This is a genomic window from Shewanella sp. cp20, assembly GCF_000832025.1.
GTDB lineage: Bacteria > Pseudomonadota > Gammaproteobacteria > Enterobacterales > Shewanellaceae > Shewanella.
Genome location: NZ_JPII01000046.1, coordinates 38046 through 57074 on the forward strand (window position 1 = coordinate 38046; position 19029 = coordinate 57074).

The window sequence follows — 19029 nt, forward strand, 5'->3', positions numbered from 1 at the left end:
GAAACATCCCCTCCGTGACCTTGTCAATTGAATATTTTTCTATTTGGCGTATTTATCATCTTGAGATCACAATCTGCATCGAATGCCGATAAGATTTAACGATTCCCATGCAATTTCGTCCAATTTCATCCAATTAGATGTTTCTAATAACAAAGTCGAGTAGAATAAAGGGATGACAGATGAAACGCGTTTAATCGATCTTCACAGCCACACCACGGCATCCGACGGCCAGTTAACCCCGTCTGAATTAGTGGCCAGAGCCCTAGATAATGGGGTGCAGATGTTGGCCATTACCGATCACGATACCTTAGCCGGTCTCAAGGAAGCCCATAGCTTCAACGAGCGTCAAGCCGAGCCTTTGACCCTGATTAACGGCTGCGAAATCTCCACTCGTTGGAATAACTTCGATATTCATATCGTTGCACTCAATATCGACCCCGAACATCAGGGGCTGGATGCCTTCTTGACCGAGCAGCGCGCCTTGCGTGAGGCACGTGCGATGGAGATAGGTGTGCGTCTTGAGAAGGCCGGGATCGGCGGTGCCTATGAGGGCGCCAAGGCGTTAGCCGAAGGCGCCGCCCTGAGTCGTGGCCATTATGCACGCTGGTTAGCCGATAACGGCTATGCCCCCAATGCGGCCGCGGTATTCAAGAAGTATCTGGCGCGGGGCAAGACAGGTTATGTGCCCAACAATTGGTCCGATATGGAAACCGCTATCGCGATCATTCATGAGGCGGGCGGCGTTGCCGTATTGGCGCACCCCAGCGGTTACAAGCTGTCGGCCAAGTGGCTAAAGCGCCTGGTGCGTGAGTTTAAGGCCGCCGGCGGCGATGCCATGGAAGTGGTGTTGGGTCAGCAGACCCTAGACGATCGTAACAATTTAATTGCCTTGAGTCGGCTTAACGAACTATACGCCTCCCTGGGAAGCGATTTCCATTTCCCCGGCAGCTGGCTCGAGTTAGGTAAAAATATGTTCCAACCCCAAGGAGTCGATTGGGTGTGGCAAATGGATAATTGGATGGTAAACCCATGAGTCAATTTTTTTATGTACATGAGGAAAATCCTCAGGTTCGCCTGATCAATCAGGCGGTGAATGTGATCAAGCAGGGTGGCGTGGTGGTCTACCCCACAGACTCTGGCTATGCCTTAGGTTGCCTGCTGGGCGAGAAAGACGCTATGACCCGCATAGTGCGTATTCGTCAGATAGAGAACGATCACAACTTCTCCTTGATGGTGCGTGACCAGTCCGAGCTGGCGACCTATGCCAGGGTGGACAATCAGGCTTACCGCGTGCTGAAGCACAACACACCTGGGCCATACACCTTCATCTTCAAGGCGACCAAAGAGGTGCCTAAGCGCCTGCAAAACCCCAAGAAGAAGACTATCGGTATTCGCGTGCCGGACAATGTGATTGCCCTGGCGCTTCTGGAAGCGCTCGATGCGCCGCTGATGTCCACCAGTCTTATCCTGCCAGGTGAAGAGTTTGCCGAGTCAGATCCCGAGCACATTCGCGACATCCTTGAGCATCAGGTGGATGTGATTATTCATGGCGGTTATCTGGGTGAGAAACCTACCACGGTTATCGATCTGTCTGAGGGCGATATCGAGATTCTACGTGAAGGCGCCGGGGATATTAGCCAGTTTGGCTAAAGCCCTGTCTATTGGCCAAATTTGCAGGTATAATCGCGCGTTTGGTGTCGATTAGCCTCGCCTTGGCTGGATGATTATCCGCCGTCGATCGGTGCAGGTCCTCACCATTTAAGTTACGGATTTAGTTTAGTTATACCTTTAGCTTCCGGCAGGTGGTACCTGCCGGGTGACTTGGAGAGCGGATGCAGGGGACTCAGCAAAGTTTACCTTTGGCCCTGGTCAGGGGCGAACCCGTCAGAGAACTGCCGGCGGATCTCTTTATTCCGCCCGAGGCGCTGGAGGTGTTTCTCGAGTCTTTCGAAGGGCCGCTGGATCTGCTGCTCTATCTTATCCGCAAGCAGAAGCTGGATATTGTCGAGATGGCCATTGCGCCGGTAACGGATCAATATCTTGAATACATTGAACTCTTGCAAGGCGCTCGGGTAGAACTGGCCGCCGATTATCTGGTGATGGCCGCGACCCTGGCCGAGATAAAGTCGCGTCTCTTGTTACCGAGGCCCGAGCTTGAAGAGGAAGATGAGGCGGACCCACGAGCCCAGCTGATCAGACAGCTTAAGGCCTACGAGGTGATTAAAGATGCGCAGCAAAGGCTAGATGCCTTGCCGCGACTTGAGCGGGATGTGTTTCAGGCCAAGGTGCTGCCGGCGCCGGATATCAAGCCTGTGTTGGTGCCGCCATCTGTGTCGTTGGTGGAGTTAGCCGGTGCCTTCGCGGCCGTGTTAAAACGGGTCGAGGCCACTGAGCATCACCATGTGAGACGCGAGCAGCTGTCGACTCGGGAACGCATGACGCAAATATTGGCTATGCTAGAAGGCAAGTCCTATGTGCCTTTTGAGCAGCTATTTGATGTTTCTGAGGGGCGAGCTGGCGTGGTGGTGAGCTTTCTTGCGCTGATGGAGCTGGTGAAAGAGCTTTTGGTCGATCTGATCCAGGCGCAGCCGCTGTCGACCATACATGTTAGGGCCTATTGATTGTCGAGTAAGAAACTGCAAATAAATCCGGATCAGCTCAAACAGCTGATTGAAGCCAGTCTGTTTGTGATGGCAAAGACGGTCTCTATCAAGCACTTAAATGAGAGTGTGCTGGCCAACTTTAGCGTCTCCCGCGCCAAAGTGAAGGCCGTCATTGAGGAGTTGCAGCAGGATTATCAGGGGCGGGGCATAGAGTTAGTCAAGGTGGCGGGCGGTTATCGTTTTCAGTCGATCGAAACCTTGAGCCCTTATTTGCAGCCTCTGTGGCAGGAGAAGGCGCCGCGCTATTCGCGAGCGACGCTGGAGACGCTGGCGGTGATCGCCTATCGTCAGCCGGTTACCCGCGCCGACATAGAGTTTGTTCGTGGTGTGGCGGTGGGAAATCACATCATAAAGAGTCTATCCGATAGACATTGGATTAAGATAATCGGTCATAAAGAGGTGCCGGGCAGGCCCGCACTCTATGCGACCACAAATGAATTTTTAGCCTATTTTGGCTTGGACAGGATAGCGGACCTTCCTCCCTTATCCGATGCCGAGTCATTAGCGGCGCTGTTTGGACAAACACAGGTGGTCGAGTCGGCCCCTGACAATACAGCGCCTAAAACCGATGAAGAGTCTACTAATGAGTGAAAAATTGCAGAAAGTCTTGGCCCGTGCAGGCCATGGCTCCCGTCGTGAGATGGAGGCATGGATTGCTGCAGGTCGAGTTAGTATAGACGGTGAAATTGCCAAACTTGGCGATCGTATCGAGGCCGATGCCAAGGTGCGTATCGATGGCCGTACGGTATCGATCAAGTCTGAGGATGACTTGGTTTGCCGTGTGATCGCCTATCACAAGCCTGAAGGGGAGATCTGCAGCCGCAAAGATCCCGAAGGGCGCCCGACGGTATTCGACCGCTTGCCTAAGACCCGCGACTCACGCTGGGTTGCGGTGGGACGTCTGGATATCAACACCTCAGGCCTGTTGCTGTTTACCTCTGACGGTGAGCTGGCTAACCGCCTGATGCACCCGTCTCATGAGGTGGAGCGTGAATACGCTGTTCGTACCTTTGGTGAGGTGACCGACGCCTGTATTCAGCGTCTGCGCACCGGCGTGACCCTGGAAGATGGCCCGGCGCATTTCGATAAGATAAAGCCAGCCGGTGGCGAGGGCATGAACAAGTGGTGGCATGTGTCGCTGGCCGAAGGTCGTAATCGTGAGGTTCGTCGTCTGTGGGAATCTCAGGAAGTCCAGGTGAGCCGTCTGATTCGTATTCGCTACGGTATGATAGATCTGCCCAAGTCGCTGCCTCGTGGTGGCTGGGTCGAGTTGCCGATAGAGCAGGTTAACTATCTGCGTAAGCTGGCCGGCCTAGATGAAGAAACCCGCACCCTGCTGGGCACAGATAAACACAGTGTGGCCCGCGCCAAGGTGAAGAGCGCTAAGATCCGCCGCGCCGTGCGTAAGCATAAGACTACAGCCGGTAAGACGCCGCGCCAAAGAAGCTAGGTTAAGCCGATTAGCCTATGTATCAAGAAAGCCTTACTCCTTTGAGAGTGAGGCTTTTTTTATGTCTGTATCATTTTTCTACTGCGTTATCGCTCATTGATGTAGTGCACTACATTACAATCGCCCTGCCTTGTATAAAAGCGATACAGAATGCAGCAAAAATGAACGCGAAAGATCAACAGGGCCTAGTCATGTTGGTAGTGGTGCTTGCGCAGATCCTGACCTTAGCCATTGGCTATAGACTGTTTTTAAACTGTGTCTTGGCTTGAGTCACGCACCTTATTCGGCCATCATTTTAGTCGGCCATCATTAATGCAATCAATGTGCGGAGAAAAACATGAAACTGATCTCAGTAGCCAAGATTTGGGACGCTTCGCCCCACAACGCCTTTACGGATCTGGTGCGCTTTAAAAACAAGCTGTATTGCGTATTTCGTCAGGCCAGTGCCCATGTGTCGCCCGACGGTGCGCTGCGGATCCTCAGATCCGATAACGAGGGGCAAGACTGGCAGAGTGTCGCCCTTGTCGATGTCGACTTTGCCGATCTCAGAGACGGTAAGCTGGTGGCCGACAATGACAGACTACTGCTGTTTGGAGGCGGCGCTATGCATGAGGGGAAGGGCGAAGGCATGCGCTCCTATTGCTGGCAATCCCACGATGGTGAGCATTGGTTCGCCCCCAAGGCGCTGGTGAAAGAGAAAGAGTGGTTATGGCGCATCACGCCGCACAAGGGACACTTGTATGGCATCGCCTATTTGTGTCATGAACATGACGGCTATGCGGCGCTATATAAAAGTGATGCAGACAGGGATTTTCAGCCCCTGGTGGAAAAGTTGAGTCAGGCGGGCTATGTGAATGAGTCTGGTCTAGTGTTCGATGAGTATGATAAGGCGATCTGCCTGCTGCGCCGGGACCCGCTTTGGCAGACCGATGAGCGTGCATTACTGGGTGAGTCAGAGCCACCCTATACCCAGTGGCGTTGGCAAGCGACAAATTGTCGCGTGGGGGGACCTGTTACTTTTCTCTATCAGAGTAAGCTCTATGGCGTGGTACGCCTGTATGACGACAGAGTGCGCACCTCTCTTGTGGCGATCGATCGGCAAACGGCTCAGATAGAGGAGCTACTGACTCTGCCCTCGGGTGGCGATACCAGCTACGCAGGTGTCGTGCTGAAAGATGATACATTAATGCTGAGCTATTACTCCTCCCACGAAGGTACTTGCGCTATTTATTTCGCAAAAATTGCCCTTTAACATATTTAAGACTAAGTGAGTCCTCATTTAGTCTTAATCTCTTCTTTATTACCTTTTATTGTCTGGTTAAATGTTCTTAATACACTCTTTGTGAATTTAATGGGGGGGTAGTTTGCTTTTAAATAAAAGCAAAGGTGCCTGATAAATGGTTTTTTAACTTTCCTTTGTTAAATCTAATTGCTTACTCTTACTTACTGTCTCGATACAATATTTTACATTGTTGCCTTCTTGTTTGTTTTTGATTTTTTGTTGATCTTTATTTAATAATTTAAACATAAAAAATACAGATGTATTAAGTTGTGACATTTATCTGGCTATGTTCTTACGTTATTTTTAATTAGAGTGTAGGCTGGTGAAAATCGCTGTTTATCAATTATTTGTGTGGTTTGGTGTAACGCTGTGATGTTGTTTTTTATTATCCTTTTGTATCAATTATTATCATCCTGGTTATTTTGTTGTTAACAGCGTTGACTTGTTTGTTGTTTTTTCACAATATCTTCACCGAAGGACATTCTTCTTAATTTAAAAATAAAAAATATATTAATGATCGAAACTGGATTTTTCTGATTTCGTATTATGAGGGAAACATATGAACTCTTTGACCTTAACTGCAAAGGCGGTTCGCGTAGGCTTATTTGCCGCGGCGACATCTAGCCTAGCTTTATCTGGTATCGCAATTGCTGAAGAGCAAAGCGATAAAGTAGAACGTATCGAAGTCACTGGCTCGCGTATTAAAAGAACTGATATGGAAGGTTCTTCTCCGGTAACGACGATAAGTGTGGCCGATATTGAGAAGACAGGTGAGATGTCAATTGCTGACGTATTGCGCCGTAGTAATTTAAACACTTTCGGTTCGTTCTCTGAATCATCAGGTAGTACCTGGCAAAGTCAGGCCAACATCTCTCTTCGTGGTGCTGGAGCAGATCGCACCTTGGTGCTGCTAAACGGTAAACGTATGCCGGGTTCACCGACTATGGGGGGTACTGCTGTAAACCTTAATACAATCCCTACAGCAGCGATTGAACGTATTGAAGTGCTTACCGATGGAGCCTCCGCTGTTTATGGTTCGGACGCGGTTGCTGGCGTAGTCAATATTATTTTGAAAAAAGGCTTTGAAGGTCTCGAGGTTTCGGCAACGGGTACTAGTCCAGATCAACCTGGTGGTGAGGAATGGAAAGCACACGTTGTTGGTGGAACCACGAGCGACAAAGGAAGTTTAACGTTCTCATTTGAGCACCAAAATCGAGAGATTATCTATCAACGTGATCGTTGGTTTTCAAGCTCTACTAACGTGTTAGCCGATAAGTATGCCGATACTACAGGGGTATCAGCCTACGCTCGTAACTTCCTGGATATGACTACATTCCAGTTCAAGCCGATGGCTGCTTGTGACAACGAAAAAATGGTCGGTGGCGGTCATGTCTATGATTATGGTGATGGTGACTTTATCTGCGGTTATGACTATACCTCTGAAGCAGCAGATCACGCCGCTCGTCAGTATACCGCGGGTTATGTTACTGCAGATTACGAGATCTCTGATGAGATCCGTTTCGAAGGTCAAGGCTTATTTAGCCGCAACGAAACCTTTGGTCGTTACGCGCCTGCTGCAGGTTGGTTTAACGTTGACGCAGGTCAGCTAGACGTTCAGAACTATGATGCCGATGGCAACTATATTAATACCACTAAAAATGAAAATGCCGGTCGAGTTTACTATCGTTTCACTGATGTGGGAACACGTGATTCCACGACGATTGACTACAGCACGGATATTCAGCTTGGTTTAGTTGGCGAACACAATAGCTTTGGTTGGGATTTTACCTATCACTATAACCTAGCGGAAAACAGCAACTATGGTACGGGTTATGTTCACCGTCCAACAGTGGAAGCGTTGGTGAAGAGCGGTGAGTTTAATTTTGGCCCTGAAGGCAATAGTGCCGATGTTGTAGCGGCTATTTCACACGATACTTTAGCTCAAGATATCATGGAGTTTCAAAGTGTTAATGCAGGCATAAACTTTGAAGCGTTAGAGCTACCCGGTGGATTAGTGGGTTGGTACTTCGGTTCTGAATTTATGCAGTATAAGTACAAGTCTAAGGTAGATGCAGAATCAGCAGCTGGGGAGGTTATTGGTTCTTCAGGTAACGGTTCGGGTGGTGATCGTGATGTATTCGCGTTGTTTGGTGAATCTATTTTGCCAATTACCGATGATTTAGAGCTGAACCTTGCTTTCCGTTACGATAATTACTCAGACTTCGGTACCGCGACCACACCGAAAGTCGCACTACGTTATCAAGCATTAGATAACCTGGTTATACGTGGTTCTTGGGGACAAGGTTTTAGGGCGCCTGCACTCTCAGATTTGTATGCAGCGGACTCTTTCAGTGCTGATTATGCGACAGACTATCATTATTGTGAGTTGCAGGGCACTGCACCTTCCGATTGTCGTTCGACTCAATATGACGTGACTCGCACAGCAAATGAAGATCTTGGCCCTGAGACGTCAGATTTTTACAACGTGGGTGTTATCTGGAACATCACAGACAGCTTAAGCACTAAAGTTGAGTACTACAGCTTATCAATTGATGATGTGATCACCTTCGTATCTCTAGATTCGCTGTTAAGAGAAGAAGCAAAAGTCGGTTACGGCAATCTATCTCGAGGTGAAATTATTCGTGCCGGTGACAGTCCAGACGGTAAGATTCTCGAAGCGACCACACCACTGGTTAACGGTAATGGCTTCGATACGTCGGGTATTGACTTCAACTTGTCCTTAGCTCCAATTGAAACGTCAATTGGTGACTTTGGCTCAAGTTTTGATTTGACCTATGTTCTTACATATGAAGATGAAGAGTACTTTGATGGTCCTGTAAACAATATGGTTGGACGTAATGGTTTGCCTGATTATCGCTTCACATGGGTAATTGATTGGACCTATGGCGACCATGGGGTGTCATTATTGACCCAACATATTGCTGGTCAGGCGGAAACCACAGATCCTACAACGTTTGAAGAGATTGGTAGTCTACCTTCTCAAACTACCTTTGACCTAAGCTATAACTATATGGCGCCGTGGAGTGGTAAGTTTGCGTTGGGTATTCGCAACTTAACTAACGAAGATCCAGTATTGGATTCCAACTTAGCATACGATTCAGCGCTGTATAACTTGTATGGTCGAACTTACACAGCCTCTTATACACAGAAGTTCTAAATTAACTCTATAACAACGATGCACCTTCGAATGAAGGTGCATAATTTTTGATATGTAATATAAGGAAATAATTATGTTAAAAAAAGTTGTTTTGCTTGGTTCTATTTTAATTCTTTCTAAAAGTGTTATATCTGCGGAGTTAGAACTTGTTAGTGAAGACTACCCAGTGTTTAATGTTGTACAGTGTTATTATATAGCTACGGGTTCCGGCGCGCCAAAAACATTAGATTTCAAAGGATTACTCGGACCATCAGTTCCAGAGTATTATGATGGGTATGAGCTGCTAGATAGAAGGTATGTAATAAATGGATGGGCATCAGCATATCATAATTGTGATTATGTAGATGACACTTATAAATTTATTAACGTGACTAATCATATACCTAAAGTAGATATTTCTGTTTATCAAGATACAACATGGCAAGGTGGTGAGACTAAGTTGATTTTCACTGCCAAAGTTGACGACTTTGAAAACAATTCTATAAGGTATCAGTGGACCTTGAATGGTGTTGTTCAGAAGAATACATCTGGCACTTTAGTTACGACGGCTCCTGGAGGCTACAAGTATAACGTATCTTTGAAAGTGTGGGATGGTGGTGTAAAAGTCTATAATAATGATGAAGGATATTACTATAATTTGGGTTATCCAGTTCTTGAGCAACAAGTAACTAAAAATACATCCGTGACGGTGAAAGAATGGGGCGGGTGTGGTAGAGACTGCATAATAAATTAGGAAAAAGACATGTTCAATAGTTAAATTACTTTGTCTATTTTTATTACGCTAAAGCATATTAATCTATGTGTTTTAGCGTATTTTTGTATTGATGCAATTTAAAATGAATTAAGCTTGGAAGTGAAGTAGTGCTACAAAACTGCTATTTATCAGTTTTGTAGTACTACGCTAATGCCTAGTGGGTGAGCCTGAGCTCGTGCCTATGCTCGTGGGAGTAATCGGCGGCGCACTGGGTGCAGCGCTGCTCAAGCGGGTTGGCGTTGAGCCGCTCGGCTTCGATATCGGCCTCGCAGTCTGAACATAGGCCGTAGAGTCCAAGGTCGAGCTGGCATAGCGCTGCATCGAGTTGGGTTAGCTTGATAAATAGCGGTTCGTCGGCCAATTTGGCTGAGGTCATCTCGTCTATTAGTGAGGTCAGCGAAAGCTGCTGGGTATCGAGCGTTATTTGATGTAATGCCAGCAGGGTACCTAACTCTTTCCTGAGATTCGCTTCAAGCACCGACAGTTCATGTCTGATATGGGATCTGCTCACAAATCATTGCCTAGTTGATATTCTTAGATAATCAGTCTAAACCGCTTGGGCGTCTTAGCTATGACTAAGATCAAAAGTCGGTGACTTTTATGGTGAATCTCATTTAGGGATGTAAAGATCAGACCAGTTAAGGCGAGACTGGGCTAGTTTTTTGTCGCGCCTTACGTTAGGGAGGGTTAGCAGACGCGACAGAAGGGCATAGGGTGAGTGTTAGCTGCTACGCAGCAGGGATAAGATACTCTGGGTATCTTTAAGTACACGTACCTGACGGAACAGGGCTTCGCCCTCTTCATAGTGACGGGCGATAAACCTGAGCCACTGTTTGATACGCGCCGGATAGTATTTCTCTTTCTCGCTGACGATCTCAAATTCCGAATACTGCAGCAGTAGCGCCAAAACCACAGCCCAAGGCATGGGGGCCTGCTGACCTTTAACCACGTGCGCCAGGTTAGGAATGGTCAGGGCGCCACGTCCTAGCATGACATCATCACAGCCGCTGGCCTCTCGGCATTTGAGGTAATCTTCTCTGCCCCAGATCTCACCGTTAGCGATGATGGGCAGGGAGGTCACCGATTTGATCTGCGCTATATATTCCCAGTGGGCCGGTGGCCGATAGGCCTCCTCTTTAGTGCGGGCGTGTACCGTGAGTTCGGTGGCGCCGGCAGCTTCGATGGCCTGGGCGATCTCGGTGCAGCGGCTCTTGTCATCCCACCCCAGACGGATCTTGGCCGACACGGGTTTGTCCTTTGGCACCGCCTGCCTGACGGCCTGGGTCACCCGGTAGATGGTCTCCGGCTCCTTTAATAGTGCCGCGCCGCCTTTACTGCGATTAACCATAGGTGCCGGGCAGCCATAGTTAAGATCCACGCCGCGAGAACCTAGCTCGACGGCGCGAATGGCATTTTCGGCCATCCAGTTGGGTTCCTGTCCCAGCAGTTGCAGGCGTACCGGGGTGCCGGAGGCGGTTTTACATTGATATTTCAGTTCGGCGCAGAGTCGGTAGAAGACTTTTTCAGGCAGTAGCTGATCGACGACGCGAATAAATTCGCTGATCACCATGTCATAGCCGCCAACGCTGGTTAGCAGGGCTCGCATCGGGGCGTCGGCGACGCCTTCCATCGGGGCTAATATGACACGCATGATTATCGTTTTCTCATTAATTCAAGGCGCGGGGCCTAAATGGTGAACCTGTTGGCCATGACTTGCGTACTGCTATATGCCCGGCCAAATAAAAGGGCGCTTATTCTACGTCAAGCGTCTGGCAGATACAAAGCCTGTGTGAGGGTAAGAGGGGGCTTTATTCTGGGGCTTGGCCAATCTTGTGGGTTGGATGTGAGCATCTTTGGTCGTAGATGATCGCCTTATCGACTTTTAGTCGATATTGGCGTGAGAATTTAGTCGATATTGGCGTGAGATCAATCGATTATTGCCAACAGGGTGCTTGCGCTAACACATAATTTGGGTCATAAATGTGATGCCTGATAAGTTTTTTGAAATAAAAAGCTTGGGCGCCGGGTCATATTATCCGAGCCAGCAACGCACTGATGTTGGCAAACCATTGCATATAAGAGATCAACAAAGGAAGAGATTATGAAATTAGTTAAGAATACTGCTGTTGCTGTAGCGTTAGGCACTGTGTTTGTTGGTAGCGCGTTTGCGGCGCAGGCTCAAGCTAATCCATTTGGTTACAGTGAAATGCAAGCTGGTTACCAGATCGCCGATGGTGAAGGTAAGTGTGGCGAAGGCAAGTGTGGCGAGAACATGAAGAAGGGTGCCAAAGAGGGTAAATGTGGCGCGCAGCAGAAAGCCATGAAAGAAGGCAAGTGTGGCGAAGAGATGAAGAAAGGCGCCAAAGAAGGTAAGTGTGGTGAAGGTAAGTGCGGCGCTCAGATGAAGGCTCAGAAAGAGGGTAAGTGCGGCGAGAACATGAAGGCCAAAGAGGGCAAGTGTGGCGAAGGAATGAAGAAAGGTAAAGAAGGCAAGTGTGGCGGCCATAAGTAATAGGCCTTAAGGCATTTGCCCATGTCGATTAGGCCAGTATTTACTGGCCTAATTCTTTTTAGCCAGGGGCAAACGAGTCCATTTATTCACTAGAGGTAAGGTGATGATGACACAAGCAAAGGTGGGCCTGGGCCTGCGCCGCGAGATGCTCAATGAATTTTGCCAGTCGGTTCCAAGTGCCATTGATTTTTTCGAGGTGGCGCCTGAGAACTGGATGACACTTGGCGGTAAGTTTGGCCGTCAATTTAGGCAGTTAACCGAGAAGCACAAGTTTTTCTGCCACGGGCTGTCGCTCTCTATCGGTAGTCCTGAGCCCCTAGATACGCGTTTCGTCAAGCAGGTTAAAACCTTTCTCGACTATCATGGTATCGATATCTATTCGGAGCACCTAAGTTACTGCTCGGGCAAGGGCCATCTGTATGACTTGATGCCTATCCCCTTTACCCATGAGGCGGTGCGTCATGTTGCCAAGCGTATTGAACAGGTTCAGGACATTCTTGAGCGCCCCTTCATCTTGGAAAATGTCTCTTTCTACGCCGCGCCCGGTAGCGAGATGAGTGAGTGTGAGTTTGTCAATGCCGTGCTGGAAGAGGCGGATTGTCGACTGCTGCTGGATGTGAATAACATCTATGTTAATTCGATTAATCATCAATATGACGCCGAGGCCTTCCTGAAGGCCATGCCCAGTGAACGCATCGCCTACCTGCATATTGCCGGTCATTACGATGAGGCGGAGGATCTTAAGGTTGATACCCATGGCAGCGATGTTATCGATCCCGTCTGGCGCTTGTTAGCGCTTTGCTATCAGACCCACGGCGTGTTTCCAACCTTGCTCGAGCGCGACTTTAATATTCCCGCCACCGCAGAGTTGCTAAAAGAGATCAATAGGATACACGACTATCAGGCCCAGGCATTGCAGCCCAGTCACCGGAGTGCCTAAATGAGTTTTACCCAAGTTCAACAGTCGTTCATCGATTACATCAAAGATCCCTCATCGCCCCTGCCGCAGGGGACAGATGCCAGACGCATGGGGATCTATCGCGAGCTGTTTTTTAACAATGTGAAGGGCTTTGTCGCCAGCGGTTTTCCCGTGCTCTGCTCCCTGTATGAGGAAGAGATCTGGCAGGCACTCGTTCAGCGTTTTTTTGCCACACACGACTGCCAGACGCCAATTTTCATCGAAATTGCCCAGGAGTTTTTGCTGTTCTTGCAAAACGAATATCAGATGAGCGAGCAAGACCCGGCCTTCATGCTCGAGCTGGCTCACTACGAATGGTTGGAGCTGGTGGTTGCCACGGCACCCGATGATAGACAATCCCAACGCCTGGATGCACAAAGCATAGAAGCGCGCCCGCTGGCGTTAAGCCTGGCCGCCCGTGTGGCGCAATATCATTTTGAGGTGCAGCGCATCAGCCCAGACTATCGTCCCGAGGTGCCCAGTGAGCAGCCGAACTTTTTCTGCCTCTATCGGGATAAGAGTGATGAAGTGTGTTTCTTGCAGCTTAATCCGCTTGCCGCTCAGGTACTTGCCTACATAGGTCAACAAGATGGTGTCGGCTTTACGGCCTTGTGTGACTGGTTAACCCAGCTCTACCAGCAGATGCCCAGGCAGCAGATTGTGGAAGGCTGTAGGCAGCTGCTAGCGGATATGGCCGAGCGGGGGATAGTGGTCGCCGCGAGATAAAATTTGTCCAAATTAGTCCTTTCTATCGTGCTGGCTTGTCTCTATAATGGCGGCGAAAATTGATCTAGATCAATAAAAGTTGTCAATCATGAGTGAGGAAAGTATGAGTCAGCCGTTTAAAGACCCGTTTAATTTTGTTTATTTTCTTGGTTTCTTGCTGGTAATGATGTTGCCTACGCTGCCAGCTACCCTGTCATGGTTGAAACACCTAAACCTGATCTCTTAAGCATCTAGCCTAACGAGCGAACTCAGGTATACTAACCACTCATTTATGAGTGGTTTTTTTATGCGAGGAATTCATGGTCATCAAGCGGGGCTTCTATTTACTCATAGGCCTTAGCAGTCTGTTTTTGGGCCTGCTAGGCATCGCCGTTCCGCTTTTGCCGACTGTGCCTTTTATCTTGCTAGCGGCCTTCTGTTTTGCCCGCTCGAGTGAACGTCTCCATGGCTGGTTGATGACCCACCCCTGGTTTGCCGATGCGCTGCAGAACTGGCACAACGAGCGCGCCATTCGCCGTGGTTTGAAGCGCAAGGCCTATATCGCCACCTGTCTCAGTTTCAGCGTGAGCATTGTTTTGGTACCGCTGCTGTGGGTGAAGTTGATGCTGCTGGGTATGCTGACAGGCTTGCTGCTTTACCTTAGGCAAATTCCCGAATTAGATGACTGATTGTGAATATGGGCGGTGAGTTTGGTTAAGCTTTGTGACATTCGCTGTTGCAACCCATACCAAAGGAGCTTAAGCTTTAGCCGAAAATTCTAGTCAAAACTGGCCCTATGGCCAGTTTGTCCTTTTTAAGGGCTCAAACGAAAAAGATGGTAGTAATGAATACAGACAAGTTAGCCTTGATCAAGCAGAGCATTAAGACAATTCCAGATTATCCGAAACCAGGGATCATGTTTCGCGATGTAACCAGTTTAATGGAAGACCCAGCGGCCTATCAGGCGACGATTGCCCTGTTTGTTGAGCGCTATAAAGATCTTGGTGTGACCAAAGTGGTGGGCACCGAGGCACGTGGTTTCCTTTTCGGTGCGCCTCTGGCGTTAGAGCTTGGCGTCGGTTTCGTGCCTGTGCGTAAGCCGGGTAAACTGCCGCGTGAAACTATCTCTGAGAGTTATGAGCTGGAATATGGCCATGACATGCTGGAGATCCATACCGATGCCATTAAGGCCGGCGATAAGGTATTAGTTGTCGATGATCTGCTTGCCACAGGCGGCACAATCGAGGCCACCGTTAAGCTTATCCGTCAGCTGGGCGGAGAGGTTGAGCATGCGGCGTTTGTGATCTCTCTGCCAGAGCTTGGCGGCGAGCATCGTCTTGCCGAGATGGGCCTCTCATTGATGACACTATGTGAGTTCGAAGGCGAGTAATAAGGCGAATAATATCGCCTGACTCGGTGAGCATAGGTCGTGATGAGTGATGCTCACTCTATAAATGCCGTGGCAATGCCGCGGCATTTTGCTATCTGGGCTTAGCTGTCGCGATTGAAGCTGACATGCGATCTTAACCGCTCGGCTTAAAACGTGATGAATAGAGGCACAGAGAAAGGCCAAATATCGGCGACTGGAGCCGGCTAAAAATTGTGCCGTATTTTCCTAAACTGCGGGTTTAGTGGGCTGGGTAATCGACCTAATTTAGTCGCCTAAAGGCCTGGATAGGTTAAACATACCGCAAGCTGTCGGGGCAAAGATAAATTAAGGCTCGCTAAGCGCTTAGCTTGCTAGCGAGATAGCCGCCGGCATGTTATTGTTTGCTGATTCATGAAGTGTGCTTCGTAATTGTTATACCAATCACAGTAAGTAAGTGATCAGAAGTAGTGCGGGAAAAACGCTTGAGAACAAAGCAGGATTTTTAGATAAGTAGTTATTCTACAATTAAAAATACTAATACTGTTATTGAGCGTTTTAACAAGCTAGCATGATCAACTATTTATTACGATTGGTGTTAGATACCTACCTTGGGGAGTTCCATGTCATATCAGGTGTTAGCCAGAAAATGGCGCCCTGCAACATTTGAGCAAGTCGTCGGTCAGTCACATGTGCTACATGCCCTAACCAATGCCTTATCGCAAAATCGCCTACACCATGCTTACCTGTTTACCGGTACCCGAGGGGTAGGTAAGACGAGTCTGGCCCGCCTATTTGCCAAGGGACTGAACTGTGAGCAAGGCGTGACGGCTTCGCCCTGTGGCCAATGTGCCAGCTGTGTCGAGATCGCCCAGGGGCGTTTTGTGGATCTTATCGAGGTGGATGCGGCGTCGCGAACCAAGGTCGATGACACTCGTGAGCTGCTGGACAATGTTCAGTACCGCCCGACACGCGGCCGCTTCAAGGTGTATCTGATCGATGAAGTGCACATGCTTTCCCGTAGCAGCTTCAATGCCCTGCTAAAGACCCTGGAAGAGCCGCCGGAACATGTTAAATTCCTGCTGGCGACCACAGATCCCCAGCGTCTGCCGGTAACTGTACTCTCCCGCTGTCTGCAATTTAACCTTAAGAGCCTGACCCTCGATGAGATCTGCGTGCAGCTCGGCCATATCCTGGCTCGGGAACAGGTGGGTTATGACGATGGTGCGGTGAAACTGCTTGCCAAGGCGGCCAATGGCAGTATGCGTGACGCCTTGAGCTTAACGGATCAGGCTATCGCCTTCGGGGCAGGTCAGGTGAGGCTTGACCAGGTTCAGACCATGCTGGGCACCATAGATGAGCACCATGTGATCGTCTTGCTCAAGGCCTTGTGCGATGGTGATGTCGACAAGTTGCTGACCGTCACCGGTGAGGTGCTATCCTTTGGCGCCGATCCCCATGAGGTGCTGCGCAGCCTGCTCGAACTACTGCATCAGATCACTTTGACCCAATTTGCGCCGAGTGCCGCTCAGCTATCTCAATATGCCGAGCAGATAAAGGCCTTTGCCAAACAGCTAAGATCCGAACAGGTACAGCTCTACTATCAATTATTGCTAAATGGTCGCCAGGACCTGCCCCACGCGCCAGATCCTAAATCCGGTCTCGAGATGGCCCTGCTGCGCGCCGTGGCATTTGTGCCCGAGGCGCCCGTGCAGCGCTGGATGGGTGAGGTCGGTAGTGAGATCGTGTTACCCGAGCTGAGCAAGCTCGAAGAGGTCTCACCGACTCCTGTGAAGTCTGTTGCACCAGCACCAGAAGCTGAATCAAAGTTAGCACCCGTACTAGAGGCTGTGTCAGAGGCTACTTCAAAGCCTGCGCCTCAGGCCGAACCTGCGATAGATAATTCACAAGAGGCTGAAAAAGCATCTCAAGTTGAAGCTGAAGCAGAAGCAGTAGCAAGTGCAACAGAAGCCAATGCAGCAGAAAAGGCAAGTCAGAATGAGAAGGTAATAGCAGAGGCTTGCGCTTCTGATGATGACGCGGACGACGATGAGTCTGCATCAGATCTATTCGCCGAGCAGCAGCTAATCCTGAGCCAGGCCGAGAGCCAAGGCCATAATCAAGGTCAGAACCGAGCGCCTAGCTCCCAAGAAACTAGCCTAGAGTCTAGCCAGCCAGAGACAAGCCTGGAAAATAAAAGCCCAGAAGATAAAGGCTTAGAAGATAAAGGCTCGGTAAGTCAAAGCCCTGTCAGCGAGGCTCTAGTAGAACCTCAAGCGGCTGCGTCTCAAGTTGAGGTGCCGTTGAGTGCCGTGACAGCACCAAGCGATGAAGTGACTCAAGCTAGCGAGATAGAAACGCCGGCAGAGAGTGTCGAGCAAGCCGCTTCATCAGCCGAGCAGCTCGGCTCAGCGGCAGAGGAAAACGGCAGTTTTTACGATGACCTCTATTTCAGTGCTGATGAAGATGAGTCTGGCGATCCCAGCGATTATGAAGCCTACCTTGCCTATCAGCAGGGCCAGGATAGTCAGGCCTCTGGTGAAATTTCAGCCCAAGAGGCGTCGACGCCTACTGACAACACAACTCAGGTTGACAGTACCATTCAGGCTAATGGCACCGCTCAGGCTAGCAGTGCTCCGATAATTGAAAATGCACCCGTTGGCGGTGTGTCATCCGATGCGGCATCAGCTGATGAAGAATCGACGCCCAAGCTGTTAGAAGATGATCTGCTCGATGCGGTTTTGAACGCGCGTCAGAACCTTCTTAGTGATCTTAAGCAAGATGCGGCTAAGGAGGACGCGGCTAAGGAGAGCGCATCAAAAAAGCCCCTAGTCGGGGTTAAGACTCCTGGGACTAGCCAGGACCAAGCTGACAGTGATGAGCAAGCGGGCGAAAGCCAGCTTGGCGCTCAGCCCTACGTGCCGCCAAAACGCCCGAGTCAAGCAGCCCTGAGCGAAGAAACAGCCCTGAGCGATAAATCAGCCTTGAGCGGCGAAGCAACAGCCCTGAGCGATAAATCAGCCCTGAGCGATAAAGCAGTCTTGAGCGGCGAAGAAACAGCCTTGAGCGGCGAAGAAGATTTAAGCGCTCAAACTAACGAGACAGAGCCACCATCCCAGAGTGTCACACACACGCAAAATAGCCAGGCAACTGAAAACAGTGTGGCCTATCTTAACGACGAAGACAGGCCGCCTTGGGTATCGCCAGAGGCAAGCAATCAAGAGATGGTCGCCCCGGGCGATGAAGCACCTCATCAAGTTAAGTCAAATCATGCCCCTGTGCAGGATGTTGCAGGGCAAGCCAGCGTGCAGGAAAGCTCCCCTGTTGCTGAGCATGCTTCCCGTGTACAAGCTATTGAAAATCAAGGCTCAGTTGAAAGCACAGCGACTGATAATCCAAGTACTGTGCAAGGCGCAGAGCAAGTAGTAGAGCCCGTCAGTCAAGTGGCGCAAGCGGCTCAAATGGCGTTAGTGACAGATGAGATCACCGGCCATGATACGGATCTTAAATGGTATCGTTTGATGTCGGCCCTGGAGATAGGCGGCCGGGTAAGGCAGCTGGCGGTCAATGCCGTGTGTAAGGCCTTTAGTGAGCCGCTGCCTCTGGTGCTAAAACCCAATCAGAAACATCTGGCGGCGCCTGGTGCCATTAGTCAGCTGGAAGATGCGCTGTCAAAGGCGCTGGGCGGCAGTTGCCAGGTTGAATTTAGCGTCGGGGTCGAGCCTGAGCGCGAGACGCCGCTGGAGATCCGTCAACGTTTTCATCGTGAGTTACTTGAGCAGGCTCACCAGGGGTTATTGCAGGATGAAAACATTCGGTGGTTGACCCAGATGATGCAGGCCGAGATGGAGCCAGACAGTTTAACTTATCTGCCCGAACTACTGGGTAAGCGGGGTCAGACGATAGCGCTGATTGATAAGTCGAACTTTGTGACGGCCGACTAGTCATAACTAACGCATGTAACTAACGCATGTAAATAACGCATGTAACTAACGCATGTAAATAACGCATGTAACTAACGTATGTAAATAACGCATGTAACTAACGCATGTAAATAACGCATGTAACTAACGCATGTATAATTCGTGCAAGTCATGACTAGTGCAAGTCGTCAGTGTGACCCGCTGGAAAGGCTAGTGGTGTCATAAGTTTTTAGATTGG

General features: G+C 49.6%; 16 protein-coding genes. 14 read left to right on the forward strand and 2 right to left on the reverse strand.

Annotated elements, in window-relative coordinates; all coding sequences use genetic code 11:
* The first annotated feature begins 172 nt into the window (after positions 1–172).
* The 8 genes from rnm (at position 173) to DB48_RS14835 (ending at position 9306) form a co-directional block, all read left to right on the forward strand.
* The gene (gene rnm / locus DB48_RS14795; protein ID WP_041511003.1) at positions 173–1033 is read left to right on the forward strand and encodes an RNase RNM; all 861 of its coding nucleotides are present in this window, start codon (positions 173–175) and stop codon (positions 1031–1033) included.
* Positions 1030–1650 (forward strand): L-threonylcarbamoyladenylate synthase, encoded by a 621-nt coding sequence (locus tag DB48_RS14800; RefSeq protein ID WP_041511004.1) that lies wholly within the window; start codon positions 1030–1032, stop codon positions 1648–1650. The genes rnm and DB48_RS14800 overlap by 4 nt, the downstream gene beginning before the upstream one ends.
* A 182-nt stretch (positions 1651–1832) precedes the next feature.
* A complete protein-coding gene (locus DB48_RS14805; protein ID WP_041511005.1) occupies positions 1833–2621 on the forward strand; it encodes a segregation and condensation protein A in 789 nt (262 codons plus the stop codon).
* Positions 2622–2636: 15 nt separating this feature from the next.
* On the forward strand, positions 2637–3254 hold the full coding sequence (gene scpB, locus DB48_RS14810) for an SMC-Scp complex subunit ScpB (RefSeq protein ID WP_041511108.1): 618 nt from the start codon (positions 2637–2639) through the stop codon (positions 3252–3254).
* Positions 3247–4113 (forward strand): 23S rRNA pseudouridine(2605) synthase RluB, encoded by an 867-nt coding sequence (gene rluB, locus DB48_RS14815; RefSeq protein WP_041511006.1) that lies wholly within the window; start codon positions 3247–3249, stop codon positions 4111–4113. The genes scpB and rluB overlap by 8 nt, the downstream gene beginning before the upstream one ends.
* Positions 4114–4450: 337 nt before the next feature.
* Positions 4451–5365 carry a hypothetical protein gene (locus DB48_RS14825; RefSeq protein ID WP_041511008.1) on the forward strand — a complete coding sequence of 305 codons (915 nt, stop codon included), beginning with the start codon at positions 4451–4453 and terminating at the stop codon, positions 5363–5365.
* Positions 5366–5954: 589 nt separating this feature from the next.
* Positions 5955–8573, forward strand: a complete 2619-nt coding sequence (locus DB48_RS14830; protein ID WP_041511009.1) for a TonB-dependent receptor plug domain-containing protein — start codon at positions 5955–5957, stop codon at positions 8571–8573.
* A 73-nt stretch (positions 8574–8646) separates the two neighbouring features.
* A complete protein-coding gene (locus DB48_RS14835) occupies positions 8647–9306 on the forward strand; it encodes a hypothetical protein (RefSeq protein ID WP_041511010.1) in 660 nt (219 codons plus the stop codon).
* 175 nt (positions 9307–9481) lie between these two features.
* Here DB48_RS14835 and DB48_RS14840 read toward each other — a convergent pair whose 3' ends face one another.
* Together DB48_RS14840 and dusC are read right to left on the reverse strand one after the other, a co-directional pair.
* Positions 9482–9838, reverse strand: coding sequence for a TraR/DksA family transcriptional regulator (locus DB48_RS14840; RefSeq protein ID WP_041511011.1), 357 nt, complete (start codon positions 9836–9838; stop codon positions 9482–9484).
* Positions 9839–10048: 210 nt separating this feature from the next.
* Positions 10049–10978: a tRNA dihydrouridine(16) synthase DusC gene (gene dusC, locus DB48_RS14845; protein ID WP_041511012.1), complete on the reverse strand. Its 930-nt coding sequence runs from the start codon at positions 10976–10978 to the stop codon at positions 10049–10051.
* Between the two features lie 450 nt (positions 10979–11428).
* On the opposite strand from dusC, the gene DB48_RS14850 reads away from it, so the two are divergent.
* The 6 genes from DB48_RS14850 (at position 11429) to dnaX (ending at position 18812) form a co-directional block, all read left to right on the forward strand.
* On the forward strand, positions 11429–11839 hold the full coding sequence (locus DB48_RS14850; protein ID WP_041511013.1) for an HvfA family oxazolone/thioamide-modified RiPP metallophore: 411 nt from the start codon (positions 11429–11431) through the stop codon (positions 11837–11839).
* 103 nt (positions 11840–11942) lie between these two features.
* Positions 11943–12779: an HvfB family MNIO-type RiPP peptide maturase gene (locus DB48_RS14855; protein WP_041511014.1), complete on the forward strand. Its 837-nt coding sequence runs from the start codon at positions 11943–11945 to the stop codon at positions 12777–12779.
* A complete protein-coding gene (locus DB48_RS14860; RefSeq protein ID WP_041511015.1) occupies positions 12780–13523 on the forward strand; it encodes an HvfC family RiPP maturation protein in 744 nt (247 codons plus the stop codon). It begins immediately after the preceding gene.
* Between the two features lie 299 nt (positions 13524–13822).
* Entirely contained in the window at positions 13823–14191 is a 369-nt protein-coding gene (locus DB48_RS14865) for a YbaN family protein (RefSeq protein WP_041511016.1), read from the forward strand.
* Between the two features lie 146 nt (positions 14192–14337).
* Entirely contained in the window at positions 14338–14892 is a 555-nt protein-coding gene (apt, locus tag DB48_RS14870; protein WP_041511017.1) for an adenine phosphoribosyltransferase, read from the forward strand.
* A 599-nt stretch (positions 14893–15491) separates the two neighbouring features.
* Positions 15492–18812 (forward strand): DNA polymerase III subunit gamma/tau, encoded by a 3321-nt coding sequence (gene dnaX / locus DB48_RS14875; RefSeq protein ID WP_041511018.1) that lies wholly within the window; start codon positions 15492–15494, stop codon positions 18810–18812.
* The last annotated feature ends 217 nt before the right edge of the window (positions 18813–19029 follow it).